This window comes from Pseudoxanthomonas sp. LjRoot206 (assembly GCF_056175725.1).
Genome location: NZ_JBGFFI010000003.1, coordinates 151199 through 168980 on the forward strand (window position 1 = coordinate 151199; position 17782 = coordinate 168980).

The window sequence follows — 17782 nt, forward strand, 5'->3', positions numbered from 1 at the left end:
TTCTAGCCCAAGCTCCCGGGCCCGGCCGGACCGTACCGCATGCAACGAACCTCCCACCGCTACCTGCAGGTCGACGTGTTCGCCGACCGTCCCGGCGCGGGCAACCCGCTGGGCGTCGTGATGGAGGCCGATGGCTGGGATGACGACCGCATGCAGGCGTTCGCGGCCTGGACCAACCTGTCGGAAACGATCTTCTTCCTGGCGCCGACCACCCCGGACGCGAGTTACCGCATCCGCATCTTCACCCCGCGGCAGGAACTGCCGTTCGCCGGGCATCCGAGCGTCGGTGCCGCCTGGGTTGCGCTGGAAGCCGGCCTGGTCGATGACACGGTCAGCCTGGTGCAGGAGTGCGCGGCCGGCCTGCTGCCGGTTCGCATCGACGGTGACGGACACCGGCGGGCGATCCGGTTGCGGGCGCCGCGCGCACGTCCCGTCGATGCAGCGGCATCGCCTGCCCTCCTGGACGCAGTGGTCGCGCGCCTTCCCATCGCCGGCCTGTCCCCCGCGCTCTGGAACAATGGACCTTCGTGGTGGCTGGTGGAACTGGAGGACGCCGATGCCGTCCGCCGCCTGGCGCCTGACCTGGCCGCCATCGCCACGCTGACGCAGGCGACCGCGGCCGTCGGCCTCGCCGTGTTCGGGCGGTCGCCGGCGGACACCGACCATGACCTCGCCGTGCGCGCCTTCTGCCCGGCCGACAACATCCCGGAAGATCCGGTCACCGGCAGCGTCAACGCGTGCATTGCCGCTGCCCTGCACGCGTCCAACGCGCTGCCCGGCAACGACCGGCGCTACACCGCCAGTCAGGGGCGCGAACTCGGCCGCGATGGCCGCGTCGCCTTGCAGGTCGATGACGAAGGCGAGGTCTGGATCGGCGGTCAGGTGCAGTTGGTCATCGATGGCCGGGTGACTTGGTAAGCTGCGCGGCCACCACGCGACAACGCTCCCATGACCCTCCGCCGCTACGTCCAGCTGGACGTATTCGCCGACCGCCCCGGCGCCGGCAACCCGCTGGCTGTCGTGCTCGACGCCGCCGGCCTCGACGACACCGCCATGCAGGCCATCGCCCGCTGGACGCGCCTGCCGGAAACCACCTTCGTGTTCGCCCCCACGCAGCCGAGCGCGAGCTACGCCGTGCGCATGTTCAGCCCACGTCGCGAAGTGCCGTTCGCCGGTCACCCCAGCGTCGGCACCGCGCACGTCGTGCTCGATGCCGGCCTCGCCACGCCGGTCGACGGCCTGCTGATGCAGGAAGGCGCGGCAGGCGTGCTGCCGCTGCGCGTCGAGGGCGAAGGCCCCAACCGCACCATCGCCGTGCGTACGCCACGTGCGCACGTGGTGAAGATCGGCGATCCGGCCGAAGACGAGCTGTTGCGCGCAGCCCTCGCCCACCTGCCGGCCGGCGCGCTGCCGACTGCACTGATGGATGGCGGTCGCCGCTGGTGGCTGGCCGAGGTGCGCGACGAGGCCGCGCTGCGTGGAGCGACGCCGGACTGGGACGCCATCGGCGCGCTCGCCCGTGCCAGCGAAAGCATGGGTGTCTGTGCGTATGCACGCACGCCTAGGCAGCCGTACGATCTCGCCGTACGTGCCTTCGTCGGCGCGCCTGCCGCATTCGAGGATGCCGCCTCCGGTGCCGCCAACGCGACGCTGGCGGCCTGGCTGGCGTCGCGCGATGCGCTGCCCGGCCGCGACGGCCGCTACACCGTCAGCCAGGGCCGCGAAGTCGGCTATGACGCACGCCTGCAACTGCGCGTGGACGAGGCCGGCGACGTGTGGTCCGGCGGCCACGTGCGCACCATCGTGACCGGCGAGATCGACTGGTAGCGGCATCCGGTTTTTTGTAGGAGCGACGTCAGTCGCGACCGCGGAGCCTCTTTGCTGCAGATGCCTGGGACAGGTGGATGCACTTCATCCCTGTCCCGGATGCGTTCTACTGCACGGTCGCGACTGACATCGCTCCTACAGAAGCCAGAGATCTACTTCGCCTCGTAGACCGGCTTGCCGTCGACCCAGGTCGAGCGGACATGCAGTTCGTCGAGCTGTTCGCCGGGAATCGCCAGCGGGTCTTCGTCGAGGATGACAAAATCGGCATGCAGGCCCGGCACGAGCCTGCCGACTTCGGTCTCGTCGTGCGCCGCCCATGCGGCATCGGCGGTGAAACCGCGCAGCGCCTCCGCCGCACTGAGCCGCTGGTCCGGCATCCAGCCGTCTGCCGGATTATCCTTGCCGTCCTGGCGCGTCACCGCCGCATGCAGGCCACGACGCGGATCGACCGATTCCACGGGGAAGTCGGAACCCAGTGCCAGCTTCACGCCACTCCCCTGCAGGCGCTGCCAGGCATAGGCGCCGCGGATGCGCACCGGCCCCAGCCGATCCTGCGCCCACGGCATGTCGGACGTGGCGTGCGTCGGCTGCATCGAGGCGATCACGCCGAGCGCAGCGAAGCGCGAGAACTCCTCCGGCGCCACCACCTGCGCATGCTCGATGCGCCAGCGATGGTCGGTCTTCGCCTCGTCACCCAGCACGCGCTGGTAGGCATCCAGCACCAGCCGGTTGCCGCGATCACCGATCGCGTGCGTCGCCACCCGCACCTTGCAGTCGCGCGCCTTGCGCATGGCAGCCTCCAGCGCGGCCGGCTCGGTCACCAGCAGGCCGCGATTGCCGGGATCGTCGCTGTAATCCTCCAGCAGCGCGGCACCGCGGCTCCCCAGCGCGCCGTCGGCATACAGCTTCACGCCCGTCATCTGCAGGCGCCCGCCGACATGGCGGTACGGGCCCTGCGCGCACAGATCCGCCAGCGCGGCGCCATCGCCGTCCGCGTAGGCATCGATGCGCAACGGCAGGCGGCCTTCGTCGGCGAACTGCTTCATCAGCGCCAGGTCTTCGCGCGACACGCCCATGTCGTGCACACCGGTCAGACCGTTGCGCACGGCGGCCTGCGTCGCCTTCTCAAGCGCCTGCCGGCGATACGCCGCATCGGGCGCCGGCACCACGGCGTTGACCAGCGCCATCGCGGCATCGACGAACACCCCGCTCGGCTTGCCATCGACGCGTTCGATGCGGCCACCGTCGGGTTGCCAGTCGCCGTCCAGCGGACGCGGCGCTTTCGCCGCCACGGCACGCAGGGCGGCACTGTTCGCCCAACCGGCGTGACCGTCCACGCGCTCGAGCCAGACCGGCCGATCGGGGAACGCGGCGTCGAGATCGGCGGCGGTCGGGAACGTCTTGCCCGGCCAGTCGTTCTGGTCCCAGCCGCCACCCAGCAGCCAGGCATTCGGAGGCAACTGCTTCTCGAAGGCGCGCAGCCGCGCGATCACTTCGGCCTTGTCCTGCGCATCCACCAGGTCCGCGCGCATCAGCGCATAGCCCAGACCCATGACATGGCCGTGTGCATCGATCAGCCCGGGGATCACGGTCTTGCCGGCCGCGTCGATGCGCACGGCATCGGGATAGCGTGCCTGCAACTCCTTCGCGCCACCGACGGCAAGGATGCGTCCCTGCGCATCCCAGGCCATCGCTTCGGCAACCGGTTGCGCAGGATCGGAGGTATGCACGCGCTTGGCCGTGACCACCTGTACCTGCGCTTGTGTTGCGCTTGAGAACGCCAACAGACCACCGATGCCCCACGCCAGATATCGCATCCCGCACTCCCACCTTGAGCCAGCGCGGACTATGCGCGGTGCGGCCCGCGACGGCAACGCCCACAAGAAGGGGCCTTGCGGCCCCTTTCGCGGCAATGCCCTGCCTGACGCCGCGGGTGCCCGCGCAAAGCGGGGGCTATTCCGGGCGGACGTCCACGCGCACGCGCATGCGGTCGCCGGGGTGGTAGCCGGTACGGGTGCGGTAGGTACGGCCACCGTATTCATAGGTCACGTCGTAACCCGAGACGCGGCCGTCGCCGTAGTAGTCGCCTTGGCGGCCGTCGTTCACGGGCACCGGGTCGCAGACGCGCACCTGCCCACGCTGCACCTGGCGGCTGCGCTGGTTGTTGTCATAGATGGAGCGGCCTGCCATGCCGCCGACCATCGAGCCGACGGCGGTACCGACGTAGCGGCCACTGCCGTCGCCGACCTTGCTGCCCAGGACCGCGCCGGCGATGCCGCCGATGACCGTGGCCACGGTACGACCGGCCTCGGTGCCGCCGGACGTCGTACGCCGGTCGCCATATCCGTTCTGCCCGTAGACATCGCGGTAGTCGCCATTGTCGTAGACATCGCCGTAGCCACGATTGCCGTAGACGTCGTCGCGATAGTCGTCCCGCGCGTAGACATCGTCGGCATCGCGGTAGTAGCACTGCCGGGACGTCGTCCCGCGCGTGTCGCGGTAGCCGCCGTCGATGATCGGATCGACGCGCACCACCCGCGCATAGTCGTAATAGGGTTCGTCGCCGTAACGGTCGGACGTGCCGTACTGTCGCGAGGTCTGCGCGGATGCCGCGCCGGCAGCGAGCAGGCCCACGGCCATCACGGCGGCGGAAAGACGCTTCATGTCGGGTACTCCCCCACGCCGGATTGGCGTGGACGCATGCTCGACCCCGGCAGGTGAAATCGGGCTGAACTCAACCGGCCTGAGCCGCGCGGTTTAGCCATTCGACAGTTTGTCCGGCGATCCCGGACGCATGCCGGTCCAGCAGCGGCCCGACATGTGAAGGAGAAACCGTTTGCAACACGTCGGACGACCATGCGGTCGCCATCGCCGACGCGATCGACGGCGGGATGTCGTCATCGGCCTGCGACAGCACGAACAGCACCGGACACGCGGGCCGCTCGACCTCGTCGCCCGCATACGCATGACGCAGCACCGCGCCGGATTCGTCGCGCCAGTGGCGAAACGCGAACAAGGCAGTCGCCTCGTCGGCGTCCGGCAACGAGCGCCGCGTCCCGTCGAGGCGCGCATCGCGGCGCCACGGCACGAGATCCGGCCAGGTGCGCGGCGCCAGTGCGGCATGCCAGGGCGCAGGCGGCAGCAGCGGGTTCACCAGGACCACTGCATCCGCGGCCTCGGCGACGTGGAGCGCCAGCAGGCCACCCAGGCTGGCGCCGACCACGATCCGTGGTCGCGGCATCATCGACAACGCGTCGCGTACCTGATGCAGGTAGTCACCGAAGCCCGTGGCCGCGAGTCCTGCGGCCACCGGCTGCAGATCCGGGGCGGCGACCGTGATGCCCGCCGCCTCGAACACGCCGCGCCATACATTCCATTCCCAGCCGCCGCCACCGGCGCCATGCACCAGCAGCGCGGCCCGGATGGCCGTCAAAGCAGCGTTGCCTCCAGCGACACCGGCACCGACAGCGCGCGCGAGATCACGCAGCCGGCCTTCGCCTGCTGGGCGATCTCCTCGAACTGCGCCGCGCTGATGCCCGGCACGCTGGCCGACACGGTCAGCTTGATCGCGGTGACGGTCGGTCCCGGATCCATGCCCGGCTCCATCGTCGCCTCGGCGCGCGTCTGCAGCTTGTCCGGCGTGAAGCCGGCCTTGCCCAGCACGGCGGACAGCGCCATGGTGAAGCAGCCGGCATGCGCCGCCGCCAGCAGTTCTTCCGGGTTGGTGCCCTTCTCGTCGCCGAAGCGCGTCTTGAAGGAATAGTTCTGCCCTTCGAACAGGCCGCTCTGCGGCGTGCTCAACGTGCCCTTGCCGGACTGCAGGTCGCCGGTCCACACCGCATCCGCGTAACGCTTCAAAGCCATGGTCGTGCTCCATCGGGTCAGGGGATGCGCAGGGTACACCCGTGGACGTTCACGGCATGTACCGCAGTGCGTCTTGACCCCGCCCGGCGGCATGCCGATGCTGGCCATCCGCCATGACCGCCCGCCGAGCGCCACGCTCACGGGATGCGCTCAGCCCGGACAGCCATGACGGCCCTTCGACCCCAACCTTCGGGAGGAACGGCCTCATGTCGTACAGCACACAACAGATCCGCAACGTGGCCCTGGCGGGCCACCCCGGCGCCGGCAAAACAACCTTGTTCGAAGCCCTGCTGCATGCCGGCGGCGCCCTCCAAGTGGCAGGCACCATCGAACGCGGCACCACCGTGTCGGACCACGATCCGATCGAGAAGACCCGCGGTCATTCCATCGATACCGCCATCGCCAGCACCGACCACGGCGGCATGCACGTCAACCTGATCGATACGCCCGGCTATCCGGAATTCCGCGGCCCGGCGCTGTCGGCGTTCTCCGCCGTGGATACCGCGCTGATCGTGGTCGATGCCGATACCGGCGTCGCGCACGGCACCCGCCGCCTGATGGAACGCGCCCGCGAGCGCAACCTGTGCCGCGCCATCGTCATCAACAAGATCGACCATGAAGGCGCCGACGCGGCCGGCGTGCTGGCCGCGCTGCGCGAGGAATTCGGTCCCGAGGTGCTGCCGCTCAACCTGCCCGCGCAGGGCGGCAAGGCCGTGATCGACTGCTTCTGGCAATCGGCCGGCGATTCCGATCTCGGGGCGGTCGCCGACTGGCACCAGAAGATCATCGACCAGGTGGTCGAGATCAACGAGACGGTGATGGAGCACTACCTGGATCTCGGCGAAGGCGGCCTGTCAGGCGAGGAACTGCACGACGCCTTCGAACAGTGCCTGCGCGAAGGACACCTGGTTCCGGTGTGCTTCGCGTCCGCGCGCACCGGCGCCGGCGTGAAGGAACTGCTGGACGTGGCCGAGCGGCTGTTCCCGAATCCGGCCGAAGCCAATCCGCCGCCGTTCGTGAAATCCAACGACAGCGGCCCACAACCGATCGAAGCGGTGCCCGACCCGCGCGCGCATGTCATCGCCGACGTCTTCAAGATCGTCAACGATCCCTTCGTCGGCAAGCTGGGCATCTTCCGCGTCTACCAGGGCACGCTGAAGAAGGACACGCAGTTGTTCGTCGACGACGGCAAGAAGCCGTTCAAGGTCGGCCACCTGTTCAAGCTCAAGGGCAAGGACCACGTGGAAGTCGACCAGGCCATCCCCGGCGACATCGCCGCCGTGGCCAAGGTCGACGACCTGCATTTCGATGCGGTGCTGCACGACAGCCACGACGAGGACCACATCCATCTGGCGCCGGTGGCGTTCCCGAAGCCGATGTTCGGTCTGGCGATCGAGGCCGCCAGCAAGGGCCAGGAGCAGAAACTGTCCATCGCCCTGCAGAAGCTGGCCGAAGAGGATCCCGCCTTCGTCGTCGAACACCAGCCCGAGTTGAACGAGACCGTCATCCGCGGCCTCTCCGACCTGCACCTGCGGGTGATGCTGGAGCGGCTGAAGGAACGGCACGGCGTGGAAGTGAAGACGCGACCGCCGCGTATCGCCTACCGCGAGACCATCGGCGCCAAGGCCGAAGGCCACCACCGCCACAAGAAGCAGACCGGTGGCGCCGGCCAGTTCGGCGAGGTCGCCCTGCGCATCGAACCGCTGCCGCGTGGCGCCGGCTTCGAGTTCGTCGACGAAGTGAAGGGCGGCACCATCCCCGGGCAGTTCCTGCCGGCGGTGGAGAAAGGCGTGCGCCAGGTGCTGGGCAGCGGCGCGGTGGCCGGCTATCCGTTGCAGGACATCCGCGTCGTCGTCCATGACGGCAAGCACCATGCGGTGGACAGCAAGGAGGTCGCGTTCGTCGCCGCCGGCAAGAAGGCCTTCCTCGACGCCATCGCCAAGGCGCGGCCGCAGGTGCTGGAACCGGTGGTCGACCTGGAAGTCGTCGTGCCGGAAGCGCAGGTCGGCGACATCACCGGCAGCCTCGCCGGCAAGCGCGCGCGCATCAACGGCACGGATACCGTGCGCGGCGAGATCGTGGTGAAGGCACAGGTACCGCTGGCGGAACTGGAAGGCTACGCGGCCGAACTGAAATCGATGACCGCCGGCCAGGGCCGCTACAGCCTGGATTTCAGCCACTACGAACCGGTACCGCCGGGCGTCCAGCAGAAACTGGTGGACGCCTACAAGCCGCGGCACGACGACGAATGAGCGTCGCAGGGGTGCGGCATCCGGTCGCGGCGGCATGCGACGGATGCCGCTTGCGGTGCATGTGAGTGAGGTGATTTCGTCATGCCGACCGGCGATTTCCGATGTGCGGCGACTGAAAAACAGAAAAAAAGCGAAAAAAAAGCTGTTTCAAGGGCGTTCTGCTCTTGGCGGCGCCAGTTCTTTGCCCTACATTTCGCTTGCCGATGCGATCGGCCCGATTACCCAACCACTCGACCGTAGAGACAGGACACATGGCAAAGAGCACCAAGAAGGCCGCGCCGAAAAAGGCCGCCAAGAAAGCTGCACCGAAGGCCGCCGCCAAGCCGGCCGCGCCGAAGCCGATCAAGGAAGCGCTGAGCAAGTCGGGCCTCGTCGCCCACATCGCCGAAGCCACCGCCGTTGCCGCCAAGGACGTCCGCGCCGTGCTGGCCTCGCTGGAAAGCGCCGTGCACGCCTCCGTCAACAAGAAGGGCGCTGGCGCCTTCACGCTGCCGGGCCTGCTGAAGATCACGGCCGTCAACGTGCCGGCCAAGCCGAAGCGCAAGGGCATCAACCCGTTCACCAAGGAAGAGCAGTGGTTCGCCGCCAAGCCCGCCACGGTGAAGGTCAAGGTTCGTCCGCTGAAGAAGCTGAAGGACGCCGCAGCCTGATCGCTGCGCACCTCGCGTGACCCGAACGGGACGGCCATGCCGTCCCGTTTTTTTTGGGATGTCGTAAATCACGCTTGCGAACGACCGTCATCGCCCGCAGATAGTCTGCTTGGTCCCCAACGCAAGGTACGGCACGCATGAAGATCCAGGGTTTCCTCGACCACCTGCTGAAATCCTCCAGCGGGAGCGGCAGCGTGCTCAACGCCGACTTCGGCAAGGGCGCGATCAGCGGAGGCGCACTCGGCCTGCTGCTGGGCAAGAACAAGACCACGCGCAAGCTGGCCACGTACGGTGGCCTGGCCGCGATCGGCGTGATGGCGTACCGCGCCTACGGCGAGTACAGGCAGCAGCAGGGCGGCTTCGCCGCCGGCGCCACGCCGCAGACGGTCGATCGCCTGCCACCGCCGCAGGTGGAACTGCACAGCCAGGCGATCCTCAAGGCGCTGGTCGCGGCGGCGAAGGCCGACGGCCATATCGACGCGCGCGAACGTGAGGTGATCGAAGGCGAGTTCTCCCGCGTCGGCACCGATGCCGACCTGCAGCAGTGGATGCATGCCGAACTGGAGAAGCCGCTGGATCCGGCCGAGGTCGCGCGCGCCGGCACCACGCCGGAGATCGCCTCCGAGATGTACCTGGCCAGCCTGATGGTGGCCGACGACCAGAACTTCATGGAGCGCGCCTACCTGGACGAACTGGCGAAGCAACTGAAGCTGGACCCCGCGCTGAAGGCCCAACTGGAACGCCAGCTCGCGCAGCCGCAGGCCTGATCCACTTGATGCGACCAGCCGCCCGCCGCCTGCGACGCCTCGCGTGGTCGTTGCTGTGGCTGGCGATCGTCGCCGGGCTGCTCGCTTGGGCCTGGGGACAGCCGTTCATGGCGTCCGCCCGCATGGTGTGGGATATCTCACGTGCGCCGCCGCCTCACGAGTTGCCGGTCCCCGTACAGGGCGTGCGTGCGCGGCAGGTCGCGGACACCTTCGGCGCACCGCGCGGCAGCGATCGTACGCACCAGGGTGTGGACATCTTCGCCAAGCGCGGCACGCCCGTGCTGAGTGCGACGCGCGGCCTGGTGGCCTCGGTGCGCGATGGCGGCCTCGGCGGCAAGCAGGTGTGGGTGATCGGGCCCGGCCGTGAGCGCCACTACTACGCCCACCTGGACGATTGGGCAGTGGACCTGTCCACCGGCCAGGTCGTGCATGCCGGCGACGTGCTGGGCTTCGTCGGCACCACCGGCAATGCGCAGGGCACGCCACCGCATCTGCACTACGGCATTTACGGCGCGGACGGAGCCTACGATCCCTTGCCGCTGTTCAAAGCCGGTAAGACCGCAACGACCTCAGACTGAACCGCGCCGCCATCCGGCGGAACAGTCCATCGCGGCGACGGCCCTCGTCCGCTCCGGCGCACGGGCCTATCTTGGCCCTGTCCCCACCGCGCTTGTCCCACCGCCATGCCCAACGACGCCCATCGCTACCGCATCACCGTCACCCCGATCGAGGACGACGGCCTGCAGTGCCAAGGCCGCTGCACCATCGAGTTCGAACACACCTGCCACGACGACTGGATGCGCATCCTCGAGGCCATCCAGCGCCAGCGCGGCCTCAGCGGCGACGAGCACGCCGCGCTGGTGGTCGGCACCAAGCTGCTCAGCGGCCTGATGCTGGACCATCGCAAGGACACCGACGACCTGTTCGCCCCATTGCGCCCACACATGGGCACGTTCATCGCTGCGCTCAAGGAACGCACCCGCGACGCCGGCTGACATCCCCGCCGCACCGCACTAGTCTTGACGGATGAAAGCACGCCACGCCGACGACGTCCGGAACCTCGAAGACATCCCCAACGTCGGCCCGTCCATCGCCGGCGACCTGCGAGGCATCGGCATCGTCCAGCCGCAGCACCTCGTCGGCCAGGATCCGCATGCGCTTTACCGCCGCGTGAACACGGCCACCGGCCAACGCCATGATCCCTGTCTCTGCGATTGCTTCATCGCCGCCGTGCGTTTCATGGAAGGCAGCGGACCGGTGCCGTGGTGGCACTACACCGCCGAGCGCAAGCGGCACTGGCGCGACGACCCGGCGCTCGCCGGTTAGCTATCGGACAGGCGGCCCCCGCTAAGGTGCGGCGACCCGTCACGGAGCTTTCCATGCGCACCCGCCGCCGCTTCCTGGTCGCTGCCCTCGCCGCCACCGCCACGCTCACCCTCGCCGGCTGCGAAACGCTGAACACGGTCACCGGCCTGTTCGGCAACCAGATCAACTTCACCCAGCCGCAGTTGCAGCGCTACCTCAACCAGAGCTTCCCGCGCGAGTTCGACAAGCTCGGCGGCCTGGTCTCGGCCACGCTGACCAATCCGCGCCTGAGCATGCCGTCGAACGACGACCGCCTGCGCCTGGACTTCGATATCAATGTCGGAGCGCTGGGCGCGCGCGACGTGAGCCGTGGTCATTTCGCACTCGCCAGTCGCTTGCGCTATGACCCCGCCACGCGCGGCCTGCACCTGGACAACCCGGAGATCCTGTCCGTCGATGTGCCCGGCAGCGGTTCGCTGATGGCCGGCGGCACGCGCCAGCTGGTCAATACCGTGCTGGCCGAGTACGCGCGCAGCGAGCCGGTCTACCGCATCGACAACGACATCCTGCAGCGTCTGCCGGCCAGCAAGCGGATCGGCAGCACGCAGATCGAGAACGGCCGCGTGGTCATCCACCTGCAATGAGGTAATCCAATGAAATCACTGTTCTCCCGACTTGCCCTGCTCACCGCGCTATCGCTGCCGGCACTCGCATCGGCCGCCGATACCGGCAACGTACTGCGCTTCGATGCTGCCCAGTTACAGACCGCCGCGCGCAGTGGATTCCCGGTGGAACACGCGCTGCTGGAAGGCTTTGCCTCGCTCACCCTGAGCGATCCGCAGGTGCGCATCCCGAAGCCGGGCGAACGCCTCAACCTGCAGATGAACTACGACGTCGTGCTGGCCAATGGCGATCGGCTCGAGAACGGCAATGTGGTCGTCAGCAGCGGCCTGCGCTACGACCCCGGCACGCGCGGCCTGCATCTGGTCGATCCGGTGCTGGAACACGTGGGTACCGGCGCCGCCGGCCGCGGCCTGCCCGGCGGTTCGCGCGAGGCCTTGCAGGACCTGATCCGCGAATACGCCAACACGCGCCCGCTGTACCGGCTGACCGACGACGACCTGGCGCAGGTACCGGGCACCCTGGCGGCCGACGCCGTCAGCATCGCGGACGGCCAGGTGGTCATCACCCTGCAGCCTGTAGCCCCGCGCTGACAGCGAGGCGTCAGATCTCGAAGCGGTAGCTCAGCTTGACCACCAGCTGTTCGTCGTCGCGCAGTTGGAAGCTGTCCTGCAGCAGGTCTTCCACGCCATCGGTGCCGGTGCGCTGCTCGTAGCCGCCACGGGCATAGACCACGTACAGGTAGGACAGGGGCGCGAGCTCGTAGCGGTAGCGCACCTGGAAACCCAGGTTGCGCACGCTGAAGTCCTCCACCGTATCGGACGCGGCCAGCGCATGGCCCAGCGGATCGAAGCGCCACGCATCCTGCACGCGCGCATCCAGCGCGATCGCCTGCATCTTCACCCGCAGCTCGTGGCGGTCCGACATCACCCAGTCCAATCCCGCGTCGAGACTGACCTGCCGGCGCTGGAAGCCGCCCACCAGGTCTTCGCGCTGCCAGACCAGCCAGTCGGGGGTGTAGAGCGCGTAGAAGCCGCCGTAGAGGCTGAAGGCGTCGTTGATGAAGTAGGTGCCGGTGTAGCCCACGCCGCCGCCCAGCTTGCGGTTGCCCGCCAGGCCGCCGCTGACGACCTCCATCTCCGTCTCGTGCGCCCAGTCGCCCTTGCGCGGCCGCTCGTACTCGAAATAGGTGTTGAAGTTCGCCGGCAGCCGGATCACGCCGTTGCCGCGCAGCAGCGTGTCGCCCAGGCCGGCGCTGTTGACGTTGATCTGCGCGTACTCGTAGCTGCCGTTGCGCAGCTGGCCTTCGCGGCTCATGCGGAACTGGTCGTTGAGCTTGTCGCCGTGGTCGTTGTGGCTGCTGCTGACGCGCCAGCGCCAGTCCTTCGACGAGTAGCGCGAATCACCCGGCAGACCGGTGAAACGCTTGCGCACTTCCCAGTGCAGGTAATTGGTACTGTTGCGCGACAGGTAGCCGAAATCATTGAGCTGCAGGTCGTTGCCGAAGTGCATGGCAATCCACTGCTGGCGCCAGCCGTCGTCCATCTCGTAGTCGGCCCACACGGTGGCGCCGACGTCGTCGACCTCGTTGCCGGCCTGCTCGGTGCGGCTGCCCAGCAGGCGCGTGCGCACGTTCCAGCGCGCGGTCGGCCGCCAGTTGTGGTCCACGCCCAGCACGGTGGCATCGCGGTCGCGCCACGGGTCGTCGACGCGGGTCAGCATGGCGCCGAGGTTCTGCTTGTCGAAGTCGCGCACCACGCGCAGCGCGTGGTAGCTGCGCCCGGTGTTGCCGTCCTCGTCGGCCGAGAACAGGCCGTAGTTCACCTTGCCCAGGCTGCCGTTCAACTTCACCGCCGCCGTGATGTCACCGGTGCTGCCGACGCGGCGCGTGTACAGCTGTTGGCTGTCGTCCGACGGCGTGGTCAATTCAAAGATGCCCTGGTTCTCGGTGAAGAACGGGCGCTTGTCGCTGATGAAGGTTTCGGTGGCGCTGAAGTTGACCACCAGGTCGTCGGCTTCCACTTGGCCGAAGTCAGGCTTCACCGTCGCAGTCAGCTGGAAGCGGCCGTTCGGCTTCCAGAACAGGTCGGCGCCGGCGTTGAAATCGCCACCGCCGCCGACGTTGTCGTACAGCCCCGACACGTAGGGCGTGATGGCGAGCAGCGACTGGTCGTACTTCGGCACGGTGACCGGCGCGAAGTCGGACAGGAAGCGCGGGCGTTCGAAGCTGGCCTGCGGCCATGCCATGCGCTCGCCGGTGGCGCCGATCACCCGCGCCAGGAACACCTTGAGCGTGCGTTGACCATCGGTGCCGTCGCGCATCGGCGCGGTATGCCAGGGGATCAGCAGCTCGACCGACCAGCCCTGCTCGTCCTCGCCGACGGCATGGCGCCACTGCCCGTCCCAGTCGTCGCTGAACTGGTTCTCGTTGGTGATGATCTCGTCGGCGATACCGCCCGTCGAGCTGACGGTGAAGGCATAGCCGGTGCGGCCGTCGCCGTCGAAGTCGATGAAGGCGTTGACGCGGTCGACCTGTTCGTCGAAGTCGCGCTGCACCTTCTGCCGCGTGCGCGGCACGCTGGCCGGGTGGGCGGCGCGGAAGGCGATCGCCAGGCCGTCCGGCGTGGCCAGGATCCAGGCCTCGGTGGGCAGCGAGCCGGGCTCGCCGGTCAAAGGCTGGGTCTTGCGGAATTCGGTGACGTGGCACGCGTCCTGCCATTCGGCAGGGTCGATGCGGCCGTCGATCTCGACGGCATGGACAAGACTGCAGGGAACGGCCAGCACGAGCGCGCTGGCGAAACGGAAGAGGGTCATGGCAGGCGGGTGGTGGTCCGGTGCGCGCAAGGTAGCGACGGGAATGACGGACCACACCTGCCTTCGGTCATTTCAACCTTCTGGCACGCTGCGGCATCCGTGCCTGCGAAAGGGGCTCGCCGGGATCAGCGGCCCTTCTTGGGTTGCAGCATGGTACCGGTGCACTTCTTGCTGCCGCAACGGCAGGCCCAGATCTTCTTCAGGCGGGCAGTGTGCGGCTCGGCCAGCACGATGCCGTAGTTGTAGGTCAGCTCCTCGCCGGGCTTGATCGCGCGGATCGCCTCGATGAACACCTTGTCCTTCTTGCGGTTCTTGCCTTCGTGCTCTTCGATGACGGCTTCGCAGTTGGGGTCGCAGCTGTGGTTGATCCAGCGCGCCTTGTTGCCCTTGTGGTTCGCGTCGATGACGTAGTCGTCGTTGAGCGTGAACAGGAAGGTATGCCCGGAATCGGCGTCGCCAGTGTCGTCGGCGTCCACTTCGTCATGCGTGCGGCGCTTGCCCTTGTATTCCACCACGCGCTCGCCCTTCTCGATCGGGGCGATGGCGAACACGCCGTTGCCGTGGATGTCGGATTGACGGGCTTCGATCTTGCGGGGCATGCGGTATCCAATGGGGACAGGGGGTGCGAAGGGGGATTCTCCCCCATGCCCGCGGGATTCCCAAATCGGCGGCCTGAATGGCGGGCGGTCCCGACATGGCCGGTCCACGTGGGACGGCGCGTTCGATGGCTGATTCCCGTCGCAGAGCCCTCGCCATGCATCCGATCCGTTCCCTACTCGTTCCCGCGCTGGCGCTGTCGCTGGCCGCCTGCCATGTCCAGTCCCCGCACACGCAGGCAGCGCAACCCGCTTCAACGCCGTCTGACGCCGACCTGCTGGCGCGCGGGGAATACCTGGTCCGCATCACGGGCTGCAACGACTGCCATACGCCGGGCTATGCGGAGTCCGGCGGGACGGTGGCCAAGGACACCTGGCTGGTCGGTTCGCCGATGGGCTTCAACGGGCCGTGGGGTACCACTTACCCCAGCAATCTGCGCCTGCGGATGCAACAGCTGACCGAAGCGCAATGGATGGAATACAGCGCCACCCTGCGCACGCGTCCGATGATGCCGGACTTCGCCGTGCGCGCGATGAGCGAAGACGACCGCCGCGCGATCTACCGCTTCGTCCACGCGCTGGGCGCGGCAGGCCAGCCGGCCCCCGAAGCACTGCCGCCCGGGAAGACGCCGCCAGCACCGTACTTGGGCATGGTATTGCCGGCCGCCGCGGAGGCACCGGCCGCGAAATGAGCGGCCGGGCGCGACTCACCACGGAAAACCGCGGCCGTTGAAGATCCAGGCCAGGCCGAATGCCAGGCCGAACACGGTCCAGAACAGTGCGCCGACACCGCGGAACAGCTTGACCGCAAGGTAGATGCCGCCCGCAACCAGCAGGGCGCGCCAGAGGAAACGATGGTCCAGGCCATGGCCTGGGGAAACGGATTCGGTGTGGGCATGGGACGTGTTCATGGCGGTTGCCTCGGGTCGCTGACCGTCCGGGAGTGGACGTGAGCCATCTTCCGGATCGCGTCGGTGCGGTATCAGTCGCAGCCGTCAACCATCGCGGGTGACATTCGTCAGCCGGAGCGCCCTCGTCTGAACGGGGAAAACACCCGGGGTTTGAGCCCGGCGCCATGAAAGCGTACAATTTCGGTACGTTTTTCGGACCTCCCCCTCCCCCGATGCTCCGTGTCACCAAGCTCACCGACTACGCCACCGTGGTCCTGACCGTGCTCGCCGCGCGTCCGGGCGAGGTGCTCAGCGCGTCCGACCTGGCCGAACATTCCGGCCTGGAGACGCCCACCGTCAGCAAGGTATTGAAGCCGCTGGCCCAGGCCGGGCTGGTGGAAGGCCTGCGTGGCGTGCACGGCGGCTACCGCCTGAGCCGCGACGCCGCCGAAATCAGCCTGGTGGAGATCGTCGAGGCCATGGAAGGTCCGCTGGCGATGACCGAATGCAGCCAGAGCGAAAGCCAGTGCGGCATCGCGCAGAAGTGCGGCGCACGCGCCAACTGGCGGCTGATCAACGATGTGGTAGCCGACGCCCTGCGCGGTTTCACTCTCGCCCAGATGATCGCCCCTCCCCCCTCCTCTTCCGACGACGTGCGCAGGCGACCCATCGCCGTGCAGGTCGCCACCCGCTGAACCGTAGGCAGCCCGATGGCCACCGAGAACGCTGAAATCCTTGAACAACTGGGACGTCGCTACGACGCCGGCTTCATTACCGACATCGAATCCGATTCGCTGCCGCCCGGCCTCGACGAGGACGTGGTGCGTGCGCTGTCCGCCAAGAAGGACGAACCGGAGTGGATGACCGAATGGCGTCTGGCCGCCTATCGCCACTGGCTGACCATGCCGGTGCCGCACTGGGCAAAGCTGAAGATCGCGCCGATCGACTTCCAGGCGATCAGCTACTACTCCGCGCCGAAGGCCAAGTACGCCTCGCTGGATGACGTCCCGCAGGAGCTGCTGGACACGTACGACAAGCTGGGCGTGCCGTTGCACGAGCGCGCCAAGCTCGCCGGCGTGGCGGTGGACGCGGTATTCGACTCCGTCTCCGTCGGCACCACGTTCCGCAAGGAACTGGCCGAGAAGGGCGTGATCTTCTGCTCGATGAGCGAGGCGATCAAGGAACATCCGGAACTCGTGAAGCAGTACCTGGGCAGCGTGGTGCCGGTCGGCGACAACTACTTCGCCGCGCTGAACTCGGCGGTGTTCTCCGACGGCAGCTTCGTGTTCATCCCGAAGGGCGTGCGCTGTCCGATGGAGCTGAGCACCTACTTCCGCATCAACGCCGGCCACACCGGCCAGTTCGAGCGCACGCTGATTGTCTGCGAGGACAAGGCCTATGTCTCGTACCTGGAAGGCTGCACGGCGCCGATGCGCGACGAGAACCAGCTGCACGCGGCGGTGGTCGAGCTGGTCGCGCTGGAAGACGCCGAGATCAAGTACTCCACGGTGCAGAACTGGTACCCGGGTGACGAGGAAGGTCGCGGCGGCATCTACAACTTCGTCACCAAGCGCGCCGAATGCCGTGGCGCCCGCAGCAAGGTGACGTGGACGCAGGTGGAAACCGGCTCGGCGATCACCTGGAAATACCCGTCCTGCGTGCTGCTCGGCGACGACTCGGTGGGCGAGTTCCATTCGGTCGCGCTGACCCACCATCGCCAGCAGGCCGATACCGGCACCAAGATGATCCACATCGGCAAGCGCACCAAGTCGAAGATCGTCAGCAAGGGCATCAGCGCCGGCCGCGGCCAGAACACGTACCGTGGCCTGGTGAAGGTGGACCGCAACGCCGATGGCGCGCGCAACCACACCCAGTGCGACAGCCTGCTGATCGGCAAGAAGTGCGGCGCGCACACCTTCCCCTACATCGAGGTGAAGAACCCGACGGCGACGCTGGAGCACGAGGCCACCACCTCGAAGATCAGCGACGACCAGATGTTCTATTGCCGCGCGCGCGGCATCGGCCAGGAAGACGCGGTCTCGATGATCGTCGATGGCTTCTGCAAGCAGGTCTTCCGCGAACTGCCGATGGAATTCGCGGTGGAAGCGAAAAAGCTGCTGGAAGTGTCACTGGAAGGCAGTGTGGGATGAGGCTTTTCCCTTCTCCCGCCGGGAGAAGGTGGCGCAAAGCGCCGGA

General features: G+C 67.8%; 20 protein-coding genes. 13 read left to right on the plus strand and 7 right to left on the minus strand.

Features of this window, described 5'->3' with window-relative positions; translation table 11 throughout:
• Positions 1–39 precede the first annotated feature (39 nt).
• Positions 40–918, plus strand: a complete 879-nt coding sequence (locus AC04MD_RS09900) for a PhzF family phenazine biosynthesis protein (protein ID WP_475497117.1) — start codon at positions 40–42, stop codon at positions 916–918.
• A 30-nt stretch (positions 919–948) separates the two neighbouring features.
• Positions 949–1827, plus strand: coding sequence for a PhzF family phenazine biosynthesis protein (locus tag AC04MD_RS09905; protein WP_475497118.1), 879 nt, complete (start codon positions 949–951; stop codon positions 1825–1827).
• Positions 1828–1979: 152 nt separating this feature from the next.
• Here AC04MD_RS09905 and AC04MD_RS09910 read toward each other — a convergent pair whose 3' ends face one another.
• The 4 genes from AC04MD_RS09910 to AC04MD_RS09925 all read right to left on the minus strand — a co-directional run bounded on the left by AC04MD_RS09910 (position 1980) and on the right by AC04MD_RS09925 (position 5691).
• Entirely contained in the window at positions 1980–3644 is a 1665-nt protein-coding gene (locus AC04MD_RS09910; RefSeq protein WP_475497119.1) for an amidohydrolase, read from the minus strand.
• 136 nt (positions 3645–3780) lie between these two features.
• Entirely contained in the window at positions 3781–4491 is a 711-nt protein-coding gene (locus tag AC04MD_RS09915; protein ID WP_475497120.1) for a glycine zipper 2TM domain-containing protein, read from the minus strand.
• A 70-nt stretch (positions 4492–4561) separates the two neighbouring features.
• Complete coding sequence (locus AC04MD_RS09920) at positions 4562–5233, minus strand: alpha/beta hydrolase (protein ID WP_475497676.1); 672 nt, start codon at positions 5231–5233, stop codon at positions 4562–4564.
• Positions 5234–5256: 23 nt separating this feature from the next.
• Positions 5257–5691 (minus strand): OsmC family protein, encoded by a 435-nt coding sequence (locus tag AC04MD_RS09925; RefSeq protein WP_475497121.1) that lies wholly within the window; start codon positions 5689–5691, stop codon positions 5257–5259.
• Positions 5692–5897: 206 nt separating this feature from the next.
• On the opposite strand from AC04MD_RS09925, the gene fusA reads away from it, so the two are divergent.
• From fusA to AC04MD_RS09965, 8 genes are all read left to right on the plus strand, one after another.
• Positions 5898–7943: an elongation factor G gene (fusA, locus tag AC04MD_RS09930; protein ID WP_475497122.1), complete on the plus strand. Its 2046-nt coding sequence runs from the start codon at positions 5898–5900 to the stop codon at positions 7941–7943.
• A 251-nt stretch (positions 7944–8194) separates the two neighbouring features.
• Positions 8195–8593, plus strand: coding sequence for an HU family DNA-binding protein (locus AC04MD_RS09935; protein ID WP_062351169.1), 399 nt, complete (start codon positions 8195–8197; stop codon positions 8591–8593).
• A gap of 137 nt (positions 8594–8730) precedes the next feature.
• Positions 8731–9360 carry a tellurite resistance TerB family protein gene (locus tag AC04MD_RS09940; protein WP_475497123.1) on the plus strand — a complete coding sequence of 210 codons (630 nt, stop codon included), beginning with the start codon at positions 8731–8733 and terminating at the stop codon, positions 9358–9360.
• Between the two features lie 8 nt (positions 9361–9368).
• A complete protein-coding gene (locus AC04MD_RS09945) occupies positions 9369–9938 on the plus strand; it encodes a M23 family metallopeptidase (RefSeq protein ID WP_475497124.1) in 570 nt (189 codons plus the stop codon).
• Between the two features lie 105 nt (positions 9939–10043).
• The gene (locus AC04MD_RS09950; protein ID WP_475497125.1) at positions 10044–10355 is read left to right on the plus strand and encodes a DUF3861 domain-containing protein; all 312 of its coding nucleotides are present in this window, start codon (positions 10044–10046) and stop codon (positions 10353–10355) included.
• 31 nt (positions 10356–10386) lie between these two features.
• Positions 10387–10686, plus strand: coding sequence for a helix-hairpin-helix domain-containing protein (locus AC04MD_RS09955; protein ID WP_475497126.1), 300 nt, complete (start codon positions 10387–10389; stop codon positions 10684–10686).
• A gap of 53 nt (positions 10687–10739) precedes the next feature.
• Positions 10740–11309 (plus strand): DUF1439 domain-containing protein, encoded by a 570-nt coding sequence (locus AC04MD_RS09960; RefSeq protein WP_475497127.1) that lies wholly within the window; start codon positions 10740–10742, stop codon positions 11307–11309.
• A gap of 9 nt (positions 11310–11318) precedes the next feature.
• Complete coding sequence (locus AC04MD_RS09965; RefSeq protein ID WP_475497128.1) at positions 11319–11879, plus strand: YceB family lipoprotein; 561 nt, start codon at positions 11319–11321, stop codon at positions 11877–11879.
• A 10-nt stretch (positions 11880–11889) separates the two neighbouring features.
• Here AC04MD_RS09965 and AC04MD_RS09970 read toward each other — a convergent pair whose 3' ends face one another.
• Positions 11890–14100 carry a DUF5916 domain-containing protein gene (locus tag AC04MD_RS09970; RefSeq protein WP_475497129.1) on the minus strand — a complete coding sequence of 737 codons (2211 nt, stop codon included), beginning with the start codon at positions 14098–14100 and terminating at the stop codon, positions 11890–11892.
• A 125-nt stretch (positions 14101–14225) separates the two neighbouring features.
• Positions 14226–14699 carry an SET domain-containing protein gene (locus AC04MD_RS09975; protein ID WP_475497130.1) on the minus strand — a complete coding sequence of 158 codons (474 nt, stop codon included), beginning with the start codon at positions 14697–14699 and terminating at the stop codon, positions 14226–14228.
• A 155-nt stretch (positions 14700–14854) separates the two neighbouring features.
• On the opposite strand from AC04MD_RS09975, the gene AC04MD_RS09980 reads away from it, so the two are divergent.
• Entirely contained in the window at positions 14855–15388 is a 534-nt protein-coding gene (locus tag AC04MD_RS09980) for a cytochrome C (RefSeq protein ID WP_475497131.1), read from the plus strand.
• A gap of 15 nt (positions 15389–15403) precedes the next feature.
• Here AC04MD_RS09980 and AC04MD_RS09985 read toward each other — a convergent pair whose 3' ends face one another.
• Positions 15404–15607 (minus strand): hypothetical protein, encoded by a 204-nt coding sequence (locus tag AC04MD_RS09985; RefSeq protein ID WP_475497132.1) that lies wholly within the window; start codon positions 15605–15607, stop codon positions 15404–15406.
• A 212-nt stretch (positions 15608–15819) separates the two neighbouring features.
• On the opposite strand from AC04MD_RS09985, the gene AC04MD_RS09990 reads away from it, so the two are divergent.
• Positions 15820–16281 (plus strand): SUF system Fe-S cluster assembly regulator, encoded by a 462-nt coding sequence (locus AC04MD_RS09990; protein WP_475497133.1) that lies wholly within the window; start codon positions 15820–15822, stop codon positions 16279–16281.
• A 15-nt stretch (positions 16282–16296) separates the two neighbouring features.
• A complete protein-coding gene (gene sufB, locus AC04MD_RS09995) occupies positions 16297–17736 on the plus strand; it encodes a Fe-S cluster assembly protein SufB (protein WP_475497134.1) in 1440 nt (479 codons plus the stop codon).
• Positions 17737–17782 lie beyond the last annotated feature (46 nt).